The organism is Enterobacter sp. BNK-18 (assembly GCF_047456135.1).
GTDB lineage: Bacteria > Pseudomonadota > Gammaproteobacteria > Enterobacterales > Enterobacteriaceae > Enterobacter > Enterobacter ludwigii.
The window spans coordinates 2398605-2421008 of the sequence record NZ_CP179899.1 but is presented as its reverse complement, the minus strand read 5'-3'; the positions used below and the strand labels follow the sequence as shown (position 1 = coordinate 2421008).

Sequence of the window (22404 nt, the reverse complement as noted above, 5' to 3'; positions counted from 1 at the left end):
GGTGGCGATGTCGCGACCCGGCATACCGTCAGAGAGGGGAGTCCTGACTGATCTCGTCCAGCGACAAATGGAAGCTCGGCACAAACACCTGCATGAAATAATCCATCTCTTCGCTGCGGCGTGATTCCAGCGTTTTTTCCAGACGCGTTTTCGCCAGCAGAAATTCGTTATTCCCCGCGGACAGCTCTTCCAGACATTTCAGGTAAGCGCATAGCGCATCCGCCTGCTTAACCAGCAATTTTTCCTCTTCCGTGTACTGATGCTCATCAATCAGCGGCTCAAAAATATCGCGCAGCTCGTCCGGCACCATGTCGATCAGTTTCTGCTGAGCAATCTTCTCAATGGCCTTATATTCCTGGGCTATCTGCGAGTTGAAATATTTCACGGGTGTCGGTAAATCCCCGGTCAGCACTTCCGAGGCATCGTGATACATCGCCAGCAGGGCAATACGTTCAGCGTTAACCTCCCCGTTGAATTTACGGTTTTTAATGGCAGCCAGAGCGTGAGCGACCATCGCAACCTGCAGACTGTGCTCCGACACATTCTCGGTGCGGACATTGCGCATCAGCGGCCAGCGGTTGATCAGTTTTAGGCGGGAGAGGTGGGCAAAGAAATGACTCTGACTCATAGGTTACCTTTTGTCTTCACTGCGACAGACTTCATTGTGCGGGGAGGGGAGGCAAGATGCAAATCAGGCTACCGGAGTAGCCTGATTTTAAGATTACTGGTGGTAACCTGAGAGGAAACGTCCAAAGCGGCTGATGGCCATCTCGAGGTCATCTTCACGCGGCAGGGTAACGATACGCACGTGATCCGGCCACGGCCAGTTAAAGGCGGTACCCTGAACCAGCAGCACTTTTTCCTGCAGCAGGAAATCGAGCACCATCTTCTGGTCGTCATGAATATTAAAGCGTTTCGCGTCGATTTTCGGGAACATGTAGAGCGCGCCGTTCGGCTTCACGCAGGAGACGCCTGGAATATCGTTGATAAGCTCCCACGCGCGGTTACGCTGCTCATATAAACGCCCGCCCGGCACGATAAACTCGCTGATGCTCTGATAGCCGCCGAGTGCGGTCTGGATAGCATGCTGCGCCGGCACGTTGGCACATAAACGCATAGAGGCGAGCATTTCCAGCCCTTCAATATAGCCTTTCGCATGTTTTTTCGGGCCGTTTAAGACCATCCAGCCCTGACGGAAACCGGCCACGCGGTAGGTTTTAGAGAGACCATTAAAAGTCACGGTCAGCAGGTCCGGAGCCAGTGCGGCGATAGAGTGGTGCTGCGCCGCGTCATACAGGATCTTGTCGTAAATTTCGTCGGCAAAGATGATCAGGTTGTGCTGGCGGGCGATCTCCACGATCTCCATCAGCAGCTCTTTTGAGTAGACCGCGCCCGTTGGGTTGTTCGGGTTAATAATGACGATGCCGCGCGTGCGTGGGGTAATTTTCGCGCGAATATCATCGAGATCCGGGAACCAGTCAGAGGACTCATCGCAAAGATAGTGCACGGCTTTACCGCTGGACAGGGATACGGCCGCCGTCCACAGCGGATAATCCGGCGCGGGAACCAGCATTTCGTCGCCGCTGTTCAGCAGCGCCTGCATGGCCTGCACGATCAGCTCAGAGACGCCGTTGCCGATATAGATATCTTCAACGGTAACATCACGCATATCGCGCGCCTGGTAGTGCTGCATGATGGCTTTTCGTGCAGAGTAAAGTCCTTTTGAATCGCAATAGCCTTGCGCAGTGGGCAGGTTGCGGATCACGTCAACCAGAATCTCATCCGGCGCTTCAAAACCAAATGGCGCAGGGTTACCAATGTTGAGTTTCAGAACCTTATTGCCTTCTTCTTCAAGGCGTTTAGCCTCTTTCAGAACCGGGCCACGGATGTCGTAACAGACGTTATCTAGCTTGCTGGATTTTTCGATAGGGGACATGAACCTTTAACCTTTTCGCGATTGTTGCCACTCCCTGCCGTGGAAGTCAGCACGGAATAATGTACTCCCCCCTCGCTTCGTTTTGAAGGGCGGGCAGGAGAAGATTTTGTGTAGTGAATGAAAATGGTGTGAATCTTTTTCGCTATCAACGAACAATTTAACTGACGTAAAGTAAGGTTAATGGTGTAATAATAGGTTTATTGTGCTGTTAAAGAATATAAAATTTGTATATTGTGCTGATAAAAATAAATAATATCCGCAACCTGCGTGGCAGTTACGCTGAGTGACCTTTCGTAAAACCTGAATGCTTCGTTACGTGGCGTTGTAATAGTGTGCATTGGCTAAAAGTTACTCATGTGAAATTAATGTTAAGTGTTATTAATGAATGGCCTTAATCTAAATTAAAATTTATTTATTATTAACCGACAAAATGCAACTTTAGTTAATTTTAATAAAATTAGTTGAGAAGCTTAACAACCCTCATAAATCCGCAATATTGCAATAAGACTTATAAATAAAGTGGATTTGGGTTAAGATGTCTTTCAGGAACGCTGGTCACAGATACATATGTTTTGTATTTGTGGAACAGGTTTTCTGAATTAATTGATTGTTATTGTTAGAGTTATCTCTGGCCGGAATGGGTTAAACATCTCCTGCTACGTTGACAGCACTGCGAGAAAGATGGCAGAAAGGGTGTATCACCCTTAATGGAATTTACATAAACCTGCAAACATCTAAATATCCTGAACGTTTAAGAGAATAAAAATAACGTCATGAAACGTGCTTTCTGACTGTTGATATTAAAACAGCACAATAACTATCTGTCAGGCAGTCTGCCGGGCCGGGATGCGAGGGAAAACCTTCAGAGGGAATTGCTTAACTGTTACACACACAGCTTCAACCCGGGCAGCTCCGCACGAGCAACCTGAAAGTGAAAAGATATGATAAATGCAAATCGTCCGATAATGAATCTCGACCTCGATCTGCTGAGAACGTTTGTTGCGGTCGCCGATCTCAACACTTTTGCAGCTGCTGCTGCCGCCGTTTGCCGAACCCAGTCCGCCGTTAGCCAGCAAATGCAACGGCTGGAACAACTGGTTGGTAAAGAGCTCTTTGCCCGTCACGGGCGTAATAAGCTCTTAACGGAACACGGTATTCAGCTTCTGGGTTATGCCAGGAAAATACTTCGCTTTAATGACGAAGCATGTATGTCATTAATGTATAGCAACCTGCAAGGGGTGCTAACGTTAGGTGCGTCTGATGAGTCAGCAGACACAATATTGCCATTTCTTCTCAATCGAATTAGTTCGGTTTATCCGAAGCTTGCGCTGGACGTTAGCGTAAAACGAAATGCTTTTATGATTGAGATGCTAAATGAGAATAAGGTCGATCTGGTGGTGACCACGCACCGTCCAGGGCAATTTAATTGCCTGACGTTGCGCACGTCTCCGACGCATTGGTATTGCGCAGCTGAATATGTGCTGCAAAAAGGTGAGCCAATTCCATTGGTATTACTGGATGATCCTAGTCCGTTCCGCGATATGGTGTTGGCGGCGCTCAATGAGGCCAATATTCCATGGCGTCTGGCTTATGTGGCTTCCACATTGCCAGCGGTACGTGCTGCCGTGAAAGCGGGGCTTGGGGTAACGGCCCGTCCGGTCGAAATGATGAGCCCGGATCTGCGCGTACTGGGTAAATCAGATGGTCTTCCTGCTTTGCCTGATACGGAGTATCTGCTCTGCCACAATACGTCCAGCAATAACGAACTGGCGAAAGTCGTGTTCGAGGCGATGGAAAACTACCATAATCCATGGCAGTTCGAACATGTTACCTGCGAAGGGGGGGATGATTCCCTGATCGTTGAAGGGGACTTTGAGTGATCGACAGCTCAAAATTCTGGTAACAATTTGTAAATGTAAAAAAAAGCCACTCACGCGATTTTCGCCTGCAGTGGCTTTTTTTTGGCAGTAATAACCGCGATCACCGCGTGGATTTTCAGGATAGTCGCTATTTATCAGTAAGATAAATGCTTTTGTTCAAATGTTGTGCATTTCCCGTTCAGTCTCCCTCCAGCTCGCCTCGATGTTAATAAAACAGGAAATATGTTGCTGGTTTTTTGGGTGAATTAACAAAAGCGTGTCTCAGATCAAGAAAATACTCCTCTTTGGGGGGAGGAATCGTTGGCAAATCCTGTCAAAATAGGAGGGTTATTTTTTTTACTTCCAAAACGGACACGATTCAACAACATGCATTTGACGTAAACTCAGGTACCCACCAGGGTTAAAGGGCACCAAATGTTAATGAGAATCGCTCGATGTAATTTAATGTGAAGAAACCTTTGTTAAAGTTGACAAAAGGTTATAGAAAGGAGTAAAAAACCCCATCATTTTGCTGTCTACGTCTCATTTCTGACAGTTAGTGTAAGGTTTTTCGTTCCTCCCCATGAATCGATGTGATGCCCATCTGCCAGCAAGAGCAGTGTCGTAGGTATCACTTTTGATGAGTAAGCAATGAGTATGTCAACATCCACAGAAGTCATCGCTCATCACTGGGCATTCGCAATCTTTCTTATTGTAGCCATTGGCCTGTGCTGCCTGATGTTAGTCGGCGGCTGGTTCCTGGGCGGTCGCGCCCGTGCAAGGCACAAGAACACACCTTTCGAATCAGGTATTGATTCAGTAGGTTCCGCTCGCTTACGCCTGTCTGCCAAGTTCTATCTGGTAGCCATGTTCTTCGTCATCTTTGACGTGGAAGCGCTTTACCTTTTCGCATGGTCAACTTCCATCCGCGAAAGTGGTTGGGTGGGCTTTGTCGAGGCCGCAATTTTCATTTTAGTGTTACTGGCCGGTCTGGTTTATCTGGTGCGTATTGGCGCGCTTGACTGGACGCCTGCGCGTTCACGTCGTGAACACATCAACCCGGAAAACAGTATCTCTAATCGTCAGCAGTAACAGCGAGGCAATAAGATGGATTATACGCTCACCCGCATAGATCCTAACGGTGAGAATGACCGTTACCCCCTGCAAAAACAGGAGATCGTAACCGACCCCCTGGAGCAAGAAGTCAATAAAAGCGTGTACATGGGCAAACTCGAGCATGCCATGCACGATATGGTCAACTGGGGTCGTAAGAACTCCATCTGGCCTTACAACTTTGGCCTTTCTTGCTGCTACGTTGAAATGGTGACGTCATTCACTGCGGTGCATGACGTTGCGCGTTTTGGGGCAGAGGTACTGCGTGCTTCCCCACGTCAGGCTGACCTGATGGTGGTGGCAGGTACATGCTTTACCAAGATGGCACCTGTTATTCAGCGTCTGTATGACCAGATGCTGGAGCCAAAATGGGTTATTTCCATGGGCGCATGTGCAAACTCTGGCGGTATGTACGACATTTATTCCGTCGTACAGGGCGTAGATAAGTTTATTCCAGTGGATGTTTACATCCCGGGTTGTCCGCCGCGTCCGGAAGCTTACATGCAGGCGCTGATGCTGCTGCAGGAGTCTATCGGTAAAGAACGTCGTCCGCTCTCCTGGGTGGTTGGCGATCAGGGTGTTTACCGCGCCAACATGCAGTCTGAGCGCGAGCGTAAACGCGGCGAACGTATTGCAGTAACCAATCTGCGTACGCCTGACGAAATTTAATTTGCGCCTGTGGGCATGGAGTAAACCTTCGCATATCACTACTCAAATAGCGCGAAGCCACGCCCTACAGTCACCACGGACCATTTGCAATGGTGAACAATATGACCGACTTAACCGCGCAAGAAGCCGCCTGGCAAACACGGGATCATCTGGATGACCCTGTCATTGGCGAACTGCGCAACCGTTTTGGGCCGGATGCCTTTACTGTTCAGGCGACCCGCACCGGGGTACCCGTTGTTTGGGTGAAGCGTGAGCAATTACTGGAAGTGGTCGATTTCCTCAAGAAATTGCCAAAACCTTACGTCATGCTGTTTGATTTACACGGCATGGATGAACGTCTGCGTACGCACCGCCAGGGTCTCCCTGCTGCGGATTTTTCCGTTTTCTACCACCTGATCTCAATAGACCGTAATACGGATATCATGCTCAAGGTGGCATTGTCTGAAAACGACATGCATCTGCCGACGATCACTAAACTTTTCCCGAACGCTAACTGGTATGAGCGTGAAACCTGGGAAATGTTCGGGATGACCTTCGACGGCCACCCGCATCTGACGCGCATCATGATGCCGCAGACGTGGACCGGCCACCCGCTGCGTAAAGACTATCCGGCACGTGCGACTGAATTCGACCCGTTTGAGCTGACGAAAGCCAAGCAGGATCTGGAGATGGAAGCGCTGACCTTCAAGCCGGAAGACTGGGGCATGAAACGCGGGACGGAAAACGAGGACTTCATGTTCCTCAACCTCGGTCCAAACCACCCCTCTGCGCACGGTGCTTTCCGTATTATTCTTCAGCTTGATGGCGAAGAGATTGTCGACTGCGTACCGGACATCGGTTACCACCACCGTGGTGCTGAGAAGATGGGCGAGCGTCAGTCCTGGCACAGCTACATTCCGTATACCGACCGTATCGAGTACCTCGGCGGTTGCGTAAACGAAATGCCTTACGTGCTGGCCGTTGAGAAACTGGCAGGTATCACCGTACCGGATCGCGTTAACGTCATCCGCGTGATGCTCTCCGAACTGTTCCGTATCAACAGCCACCTGCTGTATATCTCCACGTTCATTCAGGACGTTGGCGCGATGACCCCGGTCTTCTTTGCCTTTACCGATCGTCAGAAAATTTACGATCTGGTAGAAGCCATCACCGGTTTCCGTATGCACCCGGCCTGGTTCCGTATCGGCGGTGTGGCACACGATCTGCCGCGCGGCTGGGAACGTCTGCTGCGTGAATTCCTCGACTGGATGCCAAAACGTCTGGCTTCTTACGAGAAAGCCGCACTGCGTAACACCATCCTGAAAGGCCGTTCCCAGGGCGTTGCAGCCTACGGTGCGAAAGAAGCGCTGGAGTGGGGTACGACAGGTGCGGGTCTGCGCGCAACCGGTATTGATTTCGACGTGCGTAAAGCCCGTCCTTACTCTGGCTATGAAAACTTCGACTTCGAAGTCCCGGTTGGCGGCGGTGTTTCCGACTGCTACACCCGCGTGATGCTGAAAGTTGAAGAGTTGCGCCAGAGTCTGCGCATCCTTGAGCAGTGCCTCAACAACATGCCGGAAGGCCCGTTCAAGGCGGATCACCCGCTGACGACGCCGCCGCCGAAAGAGCGCACGCTGCAACATATCGAAACCCTGATCACCCACTTCCTGCAGGTTTCCTGGGGTCCGGTCATGCCGGCGCAAGAATCCTTCCAGATGATTGAAGCGACCAAGGGTATTAACAGTTACTACCTGACCAGTGACGGCAGCACCATGAGCTACCGTACCCGCGTGCGTACACCAAGCTTTGCGCACCTGCAGCAGATCCCGTCCGCCATCCGCGGCAGTCTGGTCTCCGACCTGATTGTGTATCTGGGTAGTATCGATTTTGTTATGTCAGATGTGGACCGCTAATTATGCACGAGAATCAACAACCACAAACCGAGGCTTTTGAGCTGAGTGAAGCAGAACGTGCCGCCATTGAGCACGAGATGCACCACTACGAAGACCCGCGTGCGGCGTCCATTGAAGCGCTGAAAATCGTACAGAAACAGCGTGGTTGGGTGCCGGATGGGGCGATCTATGAGATCGCAAAAGTGCTGGGCATTCCGGCAAGTGACGTAGAAGGCGTAGCCACGTTCTACAGCCAGATCTTCCGTCAGCCGGTGGGTCGCCATGTGATCCGCTACTGTGACAGCGTGGTCTGTCACATTACCGGTTATCAGGGCATTCAGGCAGCAATTGAGAAAAAGCTCAATATCAAGCCAGGCCAGACCACGTTCGATGGCCGCTTTACGCTGCTGCCAACCTGCTGCCTGGGGAACTGCGACAAGGGGCCGACCATGATGATTGATGAGGATACTCACAGTTATCTGACGCCGGAAGCCATTCCTGACCTGCTGGAGCAGTACAAATGAAAACTGTAATTCGTACTGCTGAAACTCATCCACTGACCTGGCGTCTGCGTGATGACAAACAGCCGGTATGGCTCGACGAATACCAGAGCAAAAACGGCTATGCCGGTGCGCGTAAAGCCCTGGGCGGCATGGCGCCGGACGACATCGTCAGTGCGGTCAAAGACGCTGGCCTGAAAGGGCGCGGCGGCGCAGGCTTTTCCACCGGTCTGAAGTGGAGCCTGATGCCAAAAGACGAATCCATGAACATCCGTTACCTGCTGTGTAACGCTGATGAAATGGAGCCGGGCACCTATAAAGACCGCCTGCTGATGGAACAGCTGCCGCACCTGCTGGTGGAAGGCATGCTGATCTCCGCGTTCGCGCTGAAAGCGTACCGGGGTTACATCTTCCTGCGCGGTGAATACATCGAAGCGGCTGAAAACCTGCGTCGCGCGATTGCCGAAGCCACTGAAGCGGGCCTGCTGGGTAAAAACATCCTTGGCACCGGTTTTGACTTCGAGCTGTTCGTGCACACCGGGGCAGGGCGTTATATCTGTGGTGAAGAGACCGCACTGATTAACTCCCTGGAAGGCCGCCGTGCGAACCCACGTTCCAAGCCACCGTTCCCGGCAAGTTCTGGCGTCTGGGGTAAACCGACCTGTGTAAACAACGTCGAAACCCTGTGTAACGTCCCGGCAATCCTCGCCAATGGCGTGGAGTGGTATCAGGGCATCTCGAACAGTAAAGATGCCGGTACCAAGCTGATGGGCTTCTCCGGTCGCGTGAAGAACCCTGGCGTCTGGGAACTGCCGTTTGGCACCACCGCACGTGAAATTCTTGAAGACTACGCTGGCGGCATGCGTGATGGCCTGAAATTCAAAGCCTGGCAGCCAGGCGGTGCAGGGACCGACTTCCTGACCGAGGCCCATCTTGATCTGCCAATGGAATTCGAAAGCATTGGTAAAGCAGGCAGCCGTCTGGGTACGGCGCTGGCGATGGCCGTCGACCACGAGATCGGCATGGTATCGCTGGTGCGTAACCTCGAAGAGTTCTTTGCCCGCGAGTCCTGCGGCTGGTGTACACCGTGCCGTGATGGTCTGCCGTGGAGCGTGAAGATCCTGCGTGCTATCGAACGTGGCGAAGGCCAGCCTGGCGATATCGAGACACTTGAGCAACTGTGTCGATTCCTGGGTCCAGGGAAAACCTTCTGTGCCCACGCACCAGGCGCCGTTGAGCCACTGCAGAGCGCGATTAAATATTTCCGCGACGAATTCGAAGCAGGCATCAAGCAGCCGTTCAGCAATACCCATGCAATCAATGGGATTCAGCCGAACCTGCTGAAAGCGCGCTGGTAAAACAGAATTTTGATTAACGCTCAGTTACGACTGAGCCAACTGGAAGCATGCTAATGGCTACGATTCATGTAGACGGCAAAGAGTATGAGGTCAACGGGGCGGACAACTTGCTGGAAGCTTGTCTGTCGCTCGGCCTTGATATTCCGTATTTTTGCTGGCATCCGGCGCTGGGCAGCGTCGGTGCTTGCCGCCAGTGTGCGGTGAAGCAATATCAAAACGCGGAAGACACGCGTGGTCGCCTGGTGATGTCCTGTATGACGCCAGCCACCGAAGGCACTTTTATTTCGATTGATGACGAAGAAGCCAAACAGTTCCGTGAAAGCGTTGTGGAATGGTTGATGACCAACCACCCGCACGATTGCCCGGTCTGTGAAGAGGGCGGTAACTGCCACCTTCAGGATATGACCGTAATGACCGGTCACAGCTTCCGTCGCTATCGCTTTACCAAACGTACCCACCGCAACCAGGATCTGGGGCCGTTCATCTCTCACGAAATGAACCGCTGCATCGCCTGCTACCGCTGCGTGCGTTACTACAAAGATTACGCAGACGGACAAGATCTGGGCGTGTATGGCGCGCATGACAACGTCTACTTCGGTCGTCCGGAAGACGGTACGCTGGAAAGCGAATTCTCCGGTAACCTGGTCGAGATTTGTCCAACCGGCGTCTTCACCGATAAAACCCACTCCGAGCGTTACAACCGTAAGTGGGACATGCAGTTTGCACCAAGCATCTGCCAGCAGTGTTCGCTGGGCTGTAACACCAGCCCGGGTGAGCGCTATGGCGAACTGCGTCGTATTGAAAACCGTTATAACGGTACCGTTAACCATTACTTCCTGTGCGACCGCGGTCGTTTCGGCTACGGCTACGTGAACCTGAAAGACCGTCCACGTCAGCCCGTTCAACGCCGTGGTGATGACTTCATCACCCTGAACGCTGAACAGGCGATGCAGGGCGCGGCAGATATTCTGCGCCAGTCGAAGAAAGTGATCGGTATCGGCTCCCCGCGCGCCAGCATCGAAAGTAACTTCGCGCTGCGTGAGCTGGTTGGGGCGGAAAACTTCTACACCGGTATCGCTCAGGGCGAGCAGGAACGTCTGCAGCTGGTACTGAAAGTGCTGCGTGAAGGCGGTATTCATACCCCAGCGCTGCGTGAAATTGAATCTTATGATGCGGTTCTGGTGCTGGGTGAAGATTTGACGCAGACCGGCGCTCGCGCTGCCCTGGCGGTTCGTCAGGCGGTCAAAGGTAAAGCTCGTGAAATGGCGGCGGCTCAGAAAGTGGCTGACTGGCAGATTGCGGCAATCCTCAACATCGGTCAGCGTGCGAAGCATCCTCTGTTTGTGACCAACGTAGACAGCACGCGTCTGGACGATATCGCGGCGTGGACCTACTGCGCGCCGGTTGAAGACCAGGCCCGTCTTGGCTTTGCGATTGCTCATGCGCTGGACAGCAATTCTCCGGCCGTTGAAGGTCTCGATCGCGACCTGCAGAACAAGGTTGATGTGATTGTTCAGGCCCTGGCGGGTGCGAAGAAACCCCTGATTGTTTCCGGGACTAACGCCGGTAGCGCGGAGATCATTCAGGCTGCCGCGAACGTGGCTAAAGCGCTGAAAGGCCGTGGTGCAGACGTTGGCGTGACCATGATTGCCCGTGCGGTGAACAGCATCGGTCTGGGAATGATTGGCGGTGGCTCTCTGGAAGCTGCATTAAGCGAACTGGAATCCGGTGCCGCTGACGCCGTTGTGGTGCTGGAAAACGACCTGCATCGCCATGCTTCTGCCGCACGCGTTGACGCAGCGCTCTCCAAAGCGCCGCTGGTGATGGTTATTGACCATCAGCGCACCGCGATCATGGACAAAGCGCACCTGGTGCTCTCTGCGGCAAGCTTCGCGGAAAGCGACGGTACGGTTATCAACAACGAAGGCCGCGCACAGCGTTTCTTCCAGGTGTATGACCCGGCGTACTACGACAGCAACACCATAATGCTGGAAAGCTGGCGCTGGCTGCACTCTCTGCACAGCACCGTTCAGAGCCGTGAAGTGGACTGGACGCAGCTCGACCATGTTATCGACGCGGTCGTGGAAAAACTGCCTCAGCTGGCTGGCATCAAAGATGCGGCTCCTGACGCAAGCTTCCGTATTCGTGGCCAGAAACTGGCGCGTGAACCGCACCGTTACAGCGGTCGTACCGCGATGCGAGCCAACATCAGCGTTCACGAACCTCGTCAGCCGCAGGATAAAGACACGATGTTTGCCTTCTCAATGGAAGGGAACAACCAGCCGTCTGCACCGCGCTCTCAGGTTCCGTTCGCATGGGCACCAGGCTGGAACTCCCCGCAGGCATGGAACAAATTCCAGGCTGAAGTGGGCGGTTCTCTGCGCCACGGTGACCCGGGCGTGCGTCTGATTGAAGCTTCCGACACCGGTCTGGACTTCTTCACCACCGTGCCGGCGAGCTTCCAGGCGCAGGAAGGGAACTGGCGTATTGCGCCGTACTACCATCTGTTCGGCAGTGACGAATTGTCCCAGCGTTCTCCGGTATTCCAGAGCCGCATGCCGCAGCCGTACATCAAGCTTAACCCGGCAGATGCCGCGAAGCTTGGCGTTAACGCGGGTGCGAACATCGCCTTTAGCTATGATGGCCAGACAATCAGCTTGCCGCTGATTATATCTGAAAGTCTGACAGCAGGGCAGGTGGGTCTGCCGATGGGTATGCCTGGCATCGCGCCGGTACTGGCGGGTGCGCGTCTTGATAATCTGCAGGAGGCAAAAGCATGAGTTGGTTAACGCCGGATCTTATCGACATCCTGCTGAGCATTCTGAAAGCGATAGTTATCCTGCTGGTGGTCGTCACCTGCGGCGCGTTCATGAGCTTTGGTGAACGTCGTCTGCTCGGTCTGTTCCAGAACCGTTACGGACCGAACCGCGTGGGCTGGGGTGGTTCACTCCAGCTGGTAGCGGACATGATCAAGATGTTCTTTAAAGAGGACTGGATCCCGCGCTTCTCGGACCGCGTGATCTTTACTCTGGCACCGATGATCGCCTTTACCTCGCTGCTGCTGGCGTTCGCGATTGTTCCTGTCAGCCCGACCTGGGTAGTGGCTGACCTGAACATCGGCATTCTGTTCTTCCTGATGATGGCAGGCCTCGCCGTGTATGCGGTGCTGTTCGCGGGCTGGTCCAGTAACAACAAATACTCCCTGCTGGGTGCGATGCGTGCTTCTGCGCAGACGCTGAGCTACGAAGTATTCCTGGGGCTTTCCCTGATGGGTGTGGTGGCGCAAGCCGGTTCATTCAACATGACCGACATCGTCAACAACCAGGCTGACATCTGGAACGTTATCCCGCAGTTCTTTGGTTTTATTACCTTTGCTATCGCGGGCGTGGCGGTGTGTCACCGTCACCCGTTTGACCAGCCAGAAGCCGAACAGGAACTGGCCGACGGTTACCACATCGAATATTCCGGTATGAAATTCGGTCTGTTCTTCGTGGGCGAGTACATCGGTATTGTCACCATTTCCGCGTTGATGGTAACGCTGTTCTTTGGTGGCTGGCATGGCCCGTTCTTACCGCCGTTCATCTGGTTCGCGCTGAAAACCGCGTTCTTCATGATGATGTTCATTTTGATTCGCGCAGCGTTACCGCGTCCGCGTTATGACCAGGTAATGTCCTTCGGCTGGAAAGTGTGCCTGCCGCTGACGCTCATCAACTTGCTGGTAACGGCGGCTGTCATTCTCTGGCAGCAGCCATAAGGGGCTATAGACCATGACCTTAAAAGAATTATTGGTAGGTTTCGGCACTCAGGTACGCAGTATCTGGATGATCGGCCTGCACGCGTTTGCCAAACGCGAAACCCGGATGTACCCGGAAGAGCCGGTATATCTGCCGCCGCGCTACCGTGGCCGTATCGTGCTGACGCGCGATCCGGACGGTTCAGAGCGCTGCGTTGCCTGTAACCTGTGTGCGGTAGCGTGTCCGGTGGGCTGTATCTCTCTGCAGAAAGCAGAGACGGTAGATGGCCGCTGGTATCCTGAGTTCTTCCGCATCAACTTCTCACGCTGCATTTTCTGCGGTCTGTGTGAAGAAGCGTGCCCAACCACGGCGATTCAGCTGACCCCGGACTTCGAACTGGGTGAGTATAAGCGTCAGGACCTGGTGTACGAGAAAGAGGATCTGCTGATTTCCGGTCCGGGCAAATACCCGGAATATAACTTCTACCGGATGGCGGGTATGGCAATCGACGGCAAAGATAAGGGCGAAGCAGAGAACGAAGCTAAGCCTATCGACGTCAAGAGCCTGTTACCGTAAGGAGAGGGCAATGGAATTCGCTTTTTATATCTGTGGCCTTATCGCCATCCTGGCTACGCTGCGAGTGATTACGCACACCAATCCGGTGCATGCGCTGCTGTACTTAATTATCTCGCTGCTGGCTATTTCCGGGGTGTTCTTTGCGCTGGGCGCGCACTTTGCTGGTGCGCTGGAGATCATCGTCTACGCCGGGGCCATCATGGTGCTGTTCGTCTTCGTGGTGATGATGCTGAACCTGGGCGGCTCTGAAATTGAGCAGGAACGTCAGTGGTTAAAACCGCAGGTCTGGATTGGCCCGGCGATCCTGTCGGCGATCATGCTGGTGGTCATTGTTTACGCCATTCTGGGTGTGAATGATCAGGGCATCGACGGCACGCCAATCGGCGCTAAAGAGGTGGGTATTACGCTGTTTGGCCCATACGTCCTGGCGGTTGAACTGGCCTCTATGCTGCTGCTGGCGGGCCTGGTTGTTGCCTTCCACGTTGGCCGCGAAGAGCGTGCTGGTGAGTTGCTGAGCAACCGCACTGACGACCGCGCGAAAAGAAAAACGGAGGAACGCGCATGATCCCCTTAACACATGGACTGATCCTCGCTGCGATTTTATTCGTTCTGGGCTTAACCGGTCTGGTTATCCGCCGCAATCTGCTGTTTATGCTGATCGGTCTGGAAATCATGATTAACGCCTCCGCGCTGGCCTTCGTGGTCGCCGGAAGCTACTGGGGCCAGACCGATGGTCAGGTGATGTACATTCTCGCCATCAGCCTCGCGGCTGCCGAAGCGAGTATTGGCCTGGCGCTGTTACTGCAGCTCCATCGTCGCCGCCAGAACCTGAACATCGATTCAGTAAGTGAGTTGCGTGGATGAACATGCTTGCCTTAACCATTATTTTTCCGCTGATTGGCTTCGTGCTGCTGGCGTTTTCTCGTGGCCGCTGGTCTGAGAATCTGTCCGCCACCGTCGGCATGGGCTCTGTGGGTCTGGCTGCGCTGGTGACAGCGTATGCGGGTATCGACTTCTTTAATAACGGGCGTCAGGCCTTCAGCGTTCCGCTGTGGACCTGGATGTCGGTCGGTGATTTCAACATCGGTTTCAACCTGGTGCTGGATGGTCTCTCTCTGACCATGCTCTCCGTGGTAACCGGCGTGGGCTTCCTGATCCACATGTTTGCCTCCTGGTATATGCGCGGTGAAGAGGGTTACTCCCGCTTCTTCGCCTACACCAACCTGTTTATCGCGAGCATGGTTGTTCTGGTGCTGGCCGATAACCTGCTGTTGATGTATCTCGGCTGGGAAGGCGTGGGTCTCTGCTCTTATCTGCTGATCGGCTTCTACTATACCGATCCGAAGAATGGCGCAGCGGCCATGAAAGCGTTTGTCGTGACCCGTGTGGGTGACGTCTTCCTCGCCTTCGCGCTGTTCATTCTCTACAACGAACTGGGCACGCTGAATTTCCGCGAAATGGTGGAACTGGCGCCAGCGCACTTCGCTGCCGGCAATGACATGCTGTGGTGGGCAACGCTGATGCTGCTGGGTGGTGCCGTGGGTAAATCCGCGCAGCTGCCGTTGCAGACATGGCTGGCCGACGCGATGGCAGGTCCAACGCCTGTCTCCGCGCTGATCCACGCCGCAACCATGGTTACCGCTGGGGTCTACCTGATTGCGCGTACGCATGGTCTGTTCCTGATGACGCCGGAAATTCTGCATCTGGTGGGTATCGTTGGTGCGGTAACGCTGGTGCTGGCAGGCTTTGCCGCGCTGGTTCAAACCGACATCAAACGCGTTCTCGCGTACTCCACCATGAGCCAGATTGGTTATATGTTCCTGGCACTGGGTGTTCAGGCATGGGACGCAGCCATTTTCCACCTGATGACGCACGCGTTCTTTAAAGCGCTGCTGTTCCTCTCATCCGGTTCCGTGATTCTGGCCTGCCACCACGAGCAGAACATCTTCAAGATGGGCGGACTGCGTAAGTCCATTCCGCTGGTTTATGTCTGCTTCCTGGTGGGCGGCGCGGCGCTGGCGGCACTGCCGCTGATTACCGCGGGCTTCTTCAGTAAGGACGAAATCCTTGCCGGTGCCATGGCGAATGGTCATATCAATCTGATGGTTGCGGGTCTGGTCGGTGCGTTCATGACCTCCCTGTATACCTTCCGTATGATTTTCATCGTATTCCACGGTAAAGAACAAATTCACGCTCACGCAGGGAAGGGGATTACTCATCACCTGCCGCTGATTGTGCTGCTGGTACTCTCCACCTTCGTTGGCGCACTGATTGTGCCACCGCTGCAGGGCGTACTGCCGGACACCACCGAGCTTGAGCACGGTCGCGTTCTGACGCTTGAAATCACCTCGGGTGTGGTCGCTATCGCGGGCATCCTGATCGCAGCATGGCTGTGGCTGGGCAAACGTACGCTGGTGACTGCCGTTGCCAACAGTGCGCCAGGCCGCCTGCTGGGGACCTGGTGGTACAACGCGTGGGGCTTCGACTGGCTGTACGACATGATCTTCGTCAAGCCGTTCCTGGGCATTGCGTGGCTGCTGAAACGCGATCCGCTGAACTCCCTGATGAATATCCCGGCGATCCTTTCCCGCTTTGCAGGTAAAGGCCTGCTGTTCAGCGAGAACGGTTACCTGCGCTGGTATGTGGCGTCCATGAGCATCGGTGCGGTTGTCGTGCTGGCGCTGCTGATGGTGTTGCGTTGATCGTTAAGTGAATTTTATTCGAATTCGTTGAAAATCAGGCTCCTGCTGGGGGCCTTAAAAAGGAATGTAAATCGCCATGTTACTACCCTGGCTAATATTAATTCCCTTCATCGGCGGCTTCCTGTGCTGGCAGACTGAACGCTTTGGCGTGAAGATGCCGCGCTGGATCGCGCTGATCACCATGGGATTGACGCTCGCGCTTGGTCTGCAACTGTGGTTGCAGGGTGGCTACTCTCTGACGCAGTCTGCGGGGATTCCGCAGTGGCAGTCTGAATTTATTCTGCCGTGGATCCCGCGTTTTGGGATAACCATTCACCTGGCTATCGACGGTCTGTCGCTGCTGATGGTGGTGCTGACGGGTCTGCTCGGCGTTCTGGCGGTACTGTGCTCCTGGCGAGAAATTGAAAAATACCAGGGCTTCTTCCACCTGAACCTGATGTGGATCCTGGGCGGCGTTATCGGCGTGTTCCTTGCCATCGACATGTTCCTGTTCTTCTTCTTCTGGGAGATGATGCTGGTGCCGATGTACTTCCTGATCGCGCTGTGGGGCCATAAGGCGTCCGACGGTAAAACGCGTATCACGGCGGCAACCAAGTTCTTCATCTATACCCAGGCGAGCGGTCTGGTGATGTTGATTGCGATTCTGGCGCTGGTGTTTGTTCACCATACGGCGACCGGTATCTGGACCTTCAACTATGAAGACCTGCTGAAGACCCCGATGTCTCACGGTGTTGAATACCTGCTGATGCTGGGCTTCTTCATTGCCTTCGCGGTGAAAATGCCGGTGGTTCCCCTGCACGGCTGGCTGCCAGACGCGCACTCACAGGCGCCAACGGCGGGTTCCGTTGACCTGGCGGGGATCTTGCTGAAAACCGCGGCCTACGGTCTGCTGCGTTTCGCTCTGCCGCTGTTCCCGAATGCGTCCGCTGAGTTCGCGCCAATTGCGATGTGGCTTGGTGTGATCGGTATCTTCTACGGTGCCTGGATGGCCTTCACGCAGTACGACATTAAACGTCTGATTGCGTACACCTCCGTTTCCCACATGGGCTTTGTACTGATTGCCATCTACACCGGCAGCCAGCTGGCTTACCAGGGTGCGGTTATCCAGATGATTGCGCACGGTCTGTCCGCAGCCGGTCTCTTCATCCTGTGTGGTCAGCTGTACGAACGTCTTCACACCCGTGACATGCGTATGATGGGCGGTCTGTGGAGCAAAATTAAATGGCTGCCAGCGCTCTCTATGTTCTTCGCGGTGGCCACGCTGGGTATGCCAGGCACCGGTAACTTCGTCGGCGAATTTATGATTCTGTTCGGCAGCTTCAAAGTGGTGCCGGTCATTACCGTGATCTCCACCTTTGGTCTGGTGTTCGCTTCCGTTTACTCGCTGGCGATGCTGCACCGCGCTTACTTCGGTAAAGCGAAGAGCGAAATTGCTGCAAAAGAACTGCCGGGGATGTCGCTGCGTGAGCTGTTCATCATCCTGCTGCTGGTCGTACTGCTGGTGCTGTTGGGCTTCTTCCCGCAGCCAATTCTGGATACCTCGCACTCCGCGATGGGGAATATCCAGCAGTGGTTTGTTAATTCTGCTTCTACTACAAGGCCGTAATTCGCCATGACAATAACTCCACAACAACTGATCGCGCTGCTACCGCTGCTGATCGTCGGATTGACGGTGGTGGTTGTGATGCTCTCCATTGCGTGGCGACGCAATCACTTCCTGAATGCCACGCTGTCGGTCATCGGTCTGAACGCCGCATTAGTCTCTCTCTGGTTTGTTGGCCAGGGCGGGGCGATGGACGTCACTCCGCTGATGCGCGTTGACGGCTATGCCATGCTGTACTCGGGTCTGGTTCTGCTGGCGAGTCTGGCAACCTGTACGTTTGCGTACCCATGGCTGGAAGGCTACAACGACAACAAAGAAGAGTTTTACCTGCTGGTACTGATTGCCGCGCTGGGCGGTATTCTGCTGGCGAATGCGAACCATCTGGCTGCGCTGTTCCTCGGTATTGAGCTTATCTCTCTGCCGCTGTTCGGTCTGATTGGTTACGCCTTCCGTCAGAAACGTTCTCTGGAAGCGAGCATCAAGTACACCATTCTGTCTGCTGCCGCGTCGTCTTTCCTGCTGTTTGGTATCGCGCTGCTGTACGCACAGTCCGGTAATCTCTCTTTCATGGCGCTCGGCAAGAGCCTCGGCGACGGTATGCTGCACGAACCGCTGCTGCTGGCGGGTCTGGGCATGATGATTGTTGGCCTTGGCTTTAAGCTCTCTCTGGTTCCGTTCCACCTGTGGACGCCAGACGTCTACCAGGGCGCGCCTGCTCCTGTCTCAACCTTCCTGGCGACGGCGAGCAAAATCGCTATCTTCGGGGTGGTGATGCGTCTGTTCCTGTATGCGCCGGTGGGTGACAGCGAAGCGGTTCGCGTGGTGCTGGGCATCATCGCGTTTGCTTCCATCATCTTCGGTAATCTGATGGCGCTGAGCCAGACCAATATTAAACGTCTGCTGGGCTACTCATCTATCTCCCATCTGGGCTACCTGATGGTGGCACTGATTGCGCTGCAGAGCGGTGAGATGTCGATGGAGACCGTCGGTGTTTATCTGGCCGGTTACCTGTTCAGCAGCCTCGGCGCGTTCGGCGTGGTGAGTCTGATGTCCAGCCCGTACCGTGGTCCGGATGCAGATTCCCTGTTCTCCTACCGTGGTCTGTTCTGGCACCGTCCGATTCTGTCCGCCGTTATGACCGTGATGATGCTCTCTCTGGCGGGTATTCCGATGACGCTGGGCTTTATCGGTAAGTTCTACGTGCTGGCAGTGGGTGTGCAGGCACACCTGTGGTGGCTGACGGCGGGCGTGGTTATCGGCTCTGCAATCGGTCTCTACTACTACCTGCGTGTGGCCGTGAGTCTGTATCTGAGTGCACCTCAGCAGCTGAACCGCGATGCGCCGCGTAACTGGCAGTACAGCGCCGGTGGTATCGTGGTACTGATCTCCGCGCTGCTGGTACTGATCTTCGGTATCTATCCACAGCCGCTGATCACCATCGTGCAGCACGCGATGCCGCTGATGTAATCACGTTGCTGTTTGACCGCAGTGAATAAAAAAACCCGCCTCGGCGGGTTTTTTGTTGGCTTGCGCCCTTGCTCTGTCGGGAAGGCGTGAGCCTGCTGAAAGTTAAGCCAGCTGTTTACGGCTAATCAGCGGACCGTCAATCTTCTTCATTGACCGATCCAGAACTTCTTCAATGACTGACGACAGTTCATTGAGTTCAAACTTTGCCACGTAACCGTCGGCTTTCACCTTGCGAATATGATCTTCGTTAGCATTGCCGGAGAGGGAAGAGTGGATCACCACCGGAATATCTTTCAACAGCGGGTCGGTTTTGATTTTACGCGTCAGAGTAAAGCCGTCCATCTCCGGCATTTCCAGGTCGGTCAGCACCAGTGCAATCTTATCGGTAATCGGCACACCTTCAGCTTGAGCCTGTGCCGCCAGCACGCTAATTTTCTCCCACGCGTCTTTGCCGGTGATATGCAGCTGCGCCGGGATCTCCATCGCCTGCAGACCTTTTTCCAGCATCGAGCGTGCCACTTTAGAGTCTTCGGCGACAATCGCGACGGCACCGGGCTTGATGTGGAATTTCGTGGTCTTCAGATCCGTGGCATGCAGGTCGTGGTTGGCCGGGGTGATGTCATACAGGATCTGCTCAACGTCGAGCACCATCGCCAGCTCATTGGTATCGGTCTTCTCATCCAGACAAGCGATACTGGTGATGTACCGCCCGCTGACGGCAGTTTCCGCCGCGTGCACCTGCTTCCAGTCAAGACGCATGATGTTCTCAACGGATTCCACCGCAAAAGCCTGCACGCTGCGGGCATATTCCGTGATCAGCAGGATGTTCAGCCCGGTGGTTGGCTTACAGCCCGCCACGGCAGCCAGGTCGATTACCGGGATAACCTGATCGCGAATATTCACCATGCCCATCAGCGGTGATTTCATCCCGGCGGGTTTCGTGAACTCTGGCATCGGCACAATTTCACGCAGCTTAAAGACGTTAATGCCAAACAGCTCGGATTTATTTGCGTTCAGAGAGGTGCCAAGACGGAACAGCAACAGTTCAAAACGGTTCGACAGGGTGAGATTCGCCCTGTCATCAATATCTTTCTGGAAATTATCCATTCTACCCTCGAGAGAAATGCTGACCTTTTAATCGTTATCGGCACTCTGAGAGAAAAATGAAGGACTAAACGCTGACCTTAGCGAAATCTTCGGCCAGCTCACATTCCTGGAACCGTTCACGGCACTCTGCCAGCAGGCGTTCACAGCCCCGGGCATCGTAGCGCGAGCTGACATGGGTGACGATCAGTTTCCCGACGCCCGCGTCACACGCAAGCTGCGCCGCCTGGTGCGTAGAGCTATGGCCCCGGCTGTTGGCTTTCTCTTCCATCGCCGCCTCGAGGGTGGCTTCATGCACCATGAGATCCACACCCTGCGCCAGCAGCAACGCCGCCGGGCACGGGGCTGTGTCGCCAAAAATCGCCAGTTTTTTCCCGGGCTGTGGGGCGGCGAGGTAATCCTGCCCGTTGATGACGCGCCCGTCTTCCAGCGTCACGGTTTCGCCCTGCTTCAGGCGCTGGAACAGCGGCCCGGGTTTTATTCCGTCGGCCAGTAACGCCGACGCATTGAGCGCGCCGGGTTTATCCTGCTCCTCAATGCGATAACCATAGCACTCCACCGGATGGCTAAGGGGTTGGGCTGTCACCCGATAAACACCGTCATCCAGGACCAGACCGGCGGTTATCTCCACCACCTCCAGGGGATAATCTGTCCATGAGCCGCTCAGGCGCAGCGTGGTGTCGACAAATTCCCGGATACCCGCAGGCCCGTAAATCGTCAGCGGGTTGGCATTGCCCGCCATTGAGCGGCTGCACAGCAGGCCAGGCAGGCCAAACAGATGGTCGCCATGCAGATGGGTAATGAAAATGTTATCCAGTTTGCCGGGATGATACGAGGTATGTAACAGCTGATGCTGCGTCCCTTCACCGCAGTCAAAAAGCCATAATCCACCCCGCGTCGGGTGCTGCAAATCCAGCAGAATCGCGGTCACATTTCGTGATCGGGTTGGCACTCCAGCGGACGTACCGAGAAAAATCAGTTCCATAACGTAATCAGCCCTTTGCCGAACGGGGAGGGGTTTAGTATAACGTGATGAACCCAGGAAGGAGACTGACATGATCCAGTGGCAAGATTTACACCATAGTGAGCTCACGGTAACGTCACTTTACGCGCTGCTTAAACTGCGTTGCGAAGTGTTTGTTGTTGAACAAACCTGCCCGTATCAGGATATCGATGGCGATGATCTTATTGGCGAGAATCGCCATATTCTTGGCTGGCGGGACAACGCGCTGGTGGCGTATGCGAGGATTCTGAAAAGCGAAGACGATTTTGAGCCTGTCGTGATTGGTCGCGTGATTATCAGCGGCAACGCGCGTGGTGAAAAACTGGGCTATCAGCTGATGGAAAAAACGCTGGAAGCGTGCCAAAAACAGTGGCCGGACAAGGCGTTATATCTGGGCGCGCAGGCGCACCTGCAACCGTTCTATGGGCATTTTGGGTTTACCCCCGTGACGGACGTGTACGATGAGGACGGTATTCCACACATCGGCATGGCGCGGGAAGCGAAACAGGCGTAATGGCGAGTCGTTGGCTATAGTTAGCGGACTGGTGTACTAACATGGAGAAAAATATGTCATTTCAATCCTGGGATACCCGTATCGATGACGACCTGGCCTTGCTGAGCGAAACGCTGGAAGAGGTGTTACGTTCGTCGGGCGACCCTGCCGATCAGAAATATATTGAGCTGAAAGCCCGTGCCGAAAAAGCGCTGGATGATGTTAAAAATCGCGTCAGCCATGCTTCGGACAATTACTACTACCGCGCGAAAAAGGCGGTATACCGTGCCGATGATTACGTCCATGAAAAACCATGGCAAGGCATCGGGGTAGGGGCAGCTGTCGGACTGGTGCTGGGGCTGCTTTTAGCCCGCCGTTAACGTTCCTTATACGGTTAACCACTCCCTATACGTGGG

The 22404-nt window shown here is 54.3% G+C and carries 20 protein-coding genes; 16 read left to right on the top strand and 4 right to left on the bottom strand.

All coding sequences use genetic code 11. The features are described from left to right. Nucleotides 1–28: 28 nt before the first annotated feature. Both yfbR and alaA read right to left on the bottom strand, forming a co-directional pair. A complete protein-coding gene (gene yfbR / locus ACMGG3_RS11630) occupies nucleotides 29–628 on the bottom strand; it encodes a 5'-deoxynucleotidase (protein ID WP_371005734.1) in 600 nt (199 codons plus the stop codon). Between the two features lie 93 nt (nucleotides 629–721). Continuing rightward, nucleotides 722–1936 (bottom strand): alanine transaminase AlaA, encoded by a 1215-nt coding sequence (alaA, locus tag ACMGG3_RS11625; RefSeq protein WP_014171002.1) that lies wholly within the window; start codon nucleotides 1934–1936, stop codon nucleotides 722–724. Between the two features lie 941 nt (nucleotides 1937–2877). Here alaA and lrhA point away from each other — a divergent pair. The 14 genes from lrhA to nuoN all read left to right on the top strand — a co-directional run bounded on the left by lrhA (nucleotide 2878) and on the right by nuoN (nucleotide 19388). Beyond that, entirely contained in the window at nucleotides 2878–3816 is a 939-nt protein-coding gene (gene lrhA, locus ACMGG3_RS11620) for a transcriptional regulator LrhA (RefSeq protein WP_414149194.1), read from the top strand. 630 nt (nucleotides 3817–4446) lie between these two features. Then, nucleotides 4447–4887, top strand: a complete 441-nt coding sequence (gene nuoA / locus ACMGG3_RS11615) for an NADH-quinone oxidoreductase subunit NuoA (protein WP_014171000.1) — start codon at nucleotides 4447–4449, stop codon at nucleotides 4885–4887. Between the two features lie 15 nt (nucleotides 4888–4902). Continuing rightward, nucleotides 4903–5577: an NADH-quinone oxidoreductase subunit NuoB gene (gene nuoB, locus ACMGG3_RS11610; RefSeq protein ID WP_003861482.1), complete on the top strand. Its 675-nt coding sequence runs from the start codon at nucleotides 4903–4905 to the stop codon at nucleotides 5575–5577. Between the two features lie 89 nt (nucleotides 5578–5666). Then, nucleotides 5667–7469, top strand: coding sequence for an NADH-quinone oxidoreductase subunit C/D (gene nuoC / locus ACMGG3_RS11605; RefSeq protein ID WP_014170999.1), 1803 nt, complete (start codon nucleotides 5667–5669; stop codon nucleotides 7467–7469). A 2-nt stretch (nucleotides 7470–7471) separates the two neighbouring features. Next, nucleotides 7472–7972 (top strand): NADH-quinone oxidoreductase subunit NuoE, encoded by a 501-nt coding sequence (gene nuoE / locus ACMGG3_RS11600; protein WP_014170998.1) that lies wholly within the window; start codon nucleotides 7472–7474, stop codon nucleotides 7970–7972. Then, nucleotides 7969–9306 carry an NADH-quinone oxidoreductase subunit NuoF gene (gene nuoF / locus ACMGG3_RS11595; protein WP_014170996.1) on the top strand — a complete coding sequence of 446 codons (1338 nt, stop codon included), beginning with the start codon at nucleotides 7969–7971 and terminating at the stop codon, nucleotides 9304–9306. The genes nuoE and nuoF overlap by 4 nt, the downstream gene beginning before the upstream one ends. A gap of 53 nt (nucleotides 9307–9359) precedes the next feature. Further along, a complete protein-coding gene (gene nuoG, locus ACMGG3_RS11590) occupies nucleotides 9360–12086 on the top strand; it encodes an NADH-quinone oxidoreductase subunit NuoG (protein ID WP_020883144.1) in 2727 nt (908 codons plus the stop codon). Continuing rightward, nucleotides 12083–13060, top strand: a complete 978-nt coding sequence (nuoH, locus tag ACMGG3_RS11585; protein WP_014170994.1) for an NADH-quinone oxidoreductase subunit NuoH — start codon at nucleotides 12083–12085, stop codon at nucleotides 13058–13060. The genes nuoG and nuoH overlap by 4 nt, the downstream gene beginning before the upstream one ends. Before the next feature lie 13 nt (nucleotides 13061–13073). After that, entirely contained in the window at nucleotides 13074–13616 is a 543-nt protein-coding gene (gene nuoI, locus ACMGG3_RS11580) for an NADH-quinone oxidoreductase subunit NuoI (RefSeq protein WP_003861491.1), read from the top strand. A gap of 10 nt (nucleotides 13617–13626) precedes the next feature. Beyond that, nucleotides 13627–14181, top strand: a complete 555-nt coding sequence (nuoJ, locus tag ACMGG3_RS11575; protein WP_014170993.1) for an NADH-quinone oxidoreductase subunit J — start codon at nucleotides 13627–13629, stop codon at nucleotides 14179–14181. Further along, nucleotides 14178–14480: an NADH-quinone oxidoreductase subunit NuoK gene (gene nuoK / locus ACMGG3_RS11570; RefSeq protein ID WP_003861496.1), complete on the top strand. Its 303-nt coding sequence runs from the start codon at nucleotides 14178–14180 to the stop codon at nucleotides 14478–14480. The genes nuoJ and nuoK overlap by 4 nt, the downstream gene beginning before the upstream one ends. Continuing rightward, nucleotides 14477–16318 carry an NADH-quinone oxidoreductase subunit L gene (gene nuoL / locus ACMGG3_RS11565; protein WP_014170992.1) on the top strand — a complete coding sequence of 614 codons (1842 nt, stop codon included), beginning with the start codon at nucleotides 14477–14479 and terminating at the stop codon, nucleotides 16316–16318. Before nuoK ends, nuoL begins: the two co-directional genes overlap by 4 nt. Before the next feature lie 76 nt (nucleotides 16319–16394). Continuing rightward, on the top strand, nucleotides 16395–17924 hold the full coding sequence (gene nuoM, locus ACMGG3_RS11560) for an NADH-quinone oxidoreductase subunit M (protein WP_014170991.1): 1530 nt from the start codon (nucleotides 16395–16397) through the stop codon (nucleotides 17922–17924). Between the two features lie 6 nt (nucleotides 17925–17930). Then, a complete protein-coding gene (nuoN, locus tag ACMGG3_RS11555) occupies nucleotides 17931–19388 on the top strand; it encodes an NADH-quinone oxidoreductase subunit NuoN (protein ID WP_014170990.1) in 1458 nt (485 codons plus the stop codon). Nucleotides 19389–19490: 102 nt separating this feature from the next. Here nuoN and ACMGG3_RS11550 read toward each other — a convergent pair whose 3' ends face one another. Together ACMGG3_RS11550 and rnz are read right to left on the bottom strand one after the other, a co-directional pair. Further along, on the bottom strand, nucleotides 19491–20495 hold the full coding sequence (locus ACMGG3_RS11550; RefSeq protein WP_014170989.1) for a chemotaxis protein: 1005 nt from the start codon (nucleotides 20493–20495) through the stop codon (nucleotides 19491–19493). Nucleotides 20496–20559: 64 nt separating this feature from the next. Further along, nucleotides 20560–21477 (bottom strand): ribonuclease Z, encoded by a 918-nt coding sequence (gene rnz, locus ACMGG3_RS11545; RefSeq protein ID WP_414149193.1) that lies wholly within the window; start codon nucleotides 21475–21477, stop codon nucleotides 20560–20562. A gap of 70 nt (nucleotides 21478–21547) precedes the next feature. Between rnz and ACMGG3_RS11540 the strand changes: the two genes are divergently transcribed. Both ACMGG3_RS11540 and elaB read left to right on the top strand, forming a co-directional pair. Beyond that, a complete protein-coding gene (locus ACMGG3_RS11540) occupies nucleotides 21548–22009 on the top strand; it encodes a GNAT family N-acetyltransferase (RefSeq protein WP_014170987.1) in 462 nt (153 codons plus the stop codon). Nucleotides 22010–22062: 53 nt separating this feature from the next. After that, nucleotides 22063–22368, top strand: coding sequence for a stress response protein ElaB (gene elaB, locus ACMGG3_RS11535; protein WP_020883147.1), 306 nt, complete (start codon nucleotides 22063–22065; stop codon nucleotides 22366–22368). Nucleotides 22369–22404: the final 36 nt, after the last annotated feature.

Coding starts and splice junctions, on each gene's coding strand:
- elaB (WP_020883147.1), top strand. CDS start 22,063: ATGTCATTTCAATCCTGGGATACCCGTATCGATGACGACCTGGCCTTG.
- nuoB (WP_003861482.1), top strand. CDS start 4,903: ATGGATTATACGCTCACCCGCATAGATCCTAACGGTGAGAATGACCGT.
- ACMGG3_RS11550 (WP_014170989.1), bottom strand. CDS start 20,495: ATGGATAATTTCCAGAAAGATATTGATGACAGGGCGAATCTCACCCTG.
- nuoA (WP_014171000.1), top strand. CDS start 4,447: ATGAGTATGTCAACATCCACAGAAGTCATCGCTCATCACTGGGCATTC.
- nuoK (WP_003861496.1), top strand. CDS start 14,178: ATGATCCCCTTAACACATGGACTGATCCTCGCTGCGATTTTATTCGTT.
- alaA (WP_014171002.1), bottom strand. CDS start 1,936: ATGTCCCCTATCGAAAAATCCAGCAAGCTAGATAACGTCTGTTACGAC.
- nuoC (WP_014170999.1), top strand. CDS start 5,667: ATGGTGAACAATATGACCGACTTAACCGCGCAAGAAGCCGCCTGGCAA.
- rnz (WP_414149193.1), bottom strand. CDS start 21,477: ATGGAACTGATTTTTCTCGGTACGTCCGCTGGAGTGCCAACCCGATCA.
- nuoE (WP_014170998.1), top strand. CDS start 7,472: ATGCACGAGAATCAACAACCACAAACCGAGGCTTTTGAGCTGAGTGAA.
- nuoJ (WP_014170993.1), top strand. CDS start 13,627: ATGGAATTCGCTTTTTATATCTGTGGCCTTATCGCCATCCTGGCTACG.
- ACMGG3_RS11540 (WP_014170987.1), top strand. CDS start 21,548: ATGATCCAGTGGCAAGATTTACACCATAGTGAGCTCACGGTAACGTCA.
- nuoL (WP_014170992.1), top strand. CDS start 14,477: ATGAACATGCTTGCCTTAACCATTATTTTTCCGCTGATTGGCTTCGTG.
- yfbR (WP_371005734.1), bottom strand. CDS start 628: ATGAGTCAGAGTCATTTCTTTGCCCACCTCTCCCGCCTAAAACTGATC.
- nuoI (WP_003861491.1), top strand. CDS start 13,074: ATGACCTTAAAAGAATTATTGGTAGGTTTCGGCACTCAGGTACGCAGT.
- nuoG (WP_020883144.1), top strand. CDS start 9,360: ATGGCTACGATTCATGTAGACGGCAAAGAGTATGAGGTCAACGGGGCG.
- nuoM (WP_014170991.1), top strand. CDS start 16,395: ATGTTACTACCCTGGCTAATATTAATTCCCTTCATCGGCGGCTTCCTG.
- nuoN (WP_014170990.1), top strand. CDS start 17,931: ATGACAATAACTCCACAACAACTGATCGCGCTGCTACCGCTGCTGATC.
- nuoH (WP_014170994.1), top strand. CDS start 12,083: ATGAGTTGGTTAACGCCGGATCTTATCGACATCCTGCTGAGCATTCTG.
- nuoF (WP_014170996.1), top strand. CDS start 7,969: ATGAAAACTGTAATTCGTACTGCTGAAACTCATCCACTGACCTGGCGT.
- lrhA (WP_414149194.1), top strand. CDS start 2,878: ATGATAAATGCAAATCGTCCGATAATGAATCTCGACCTCGATCTGCTG.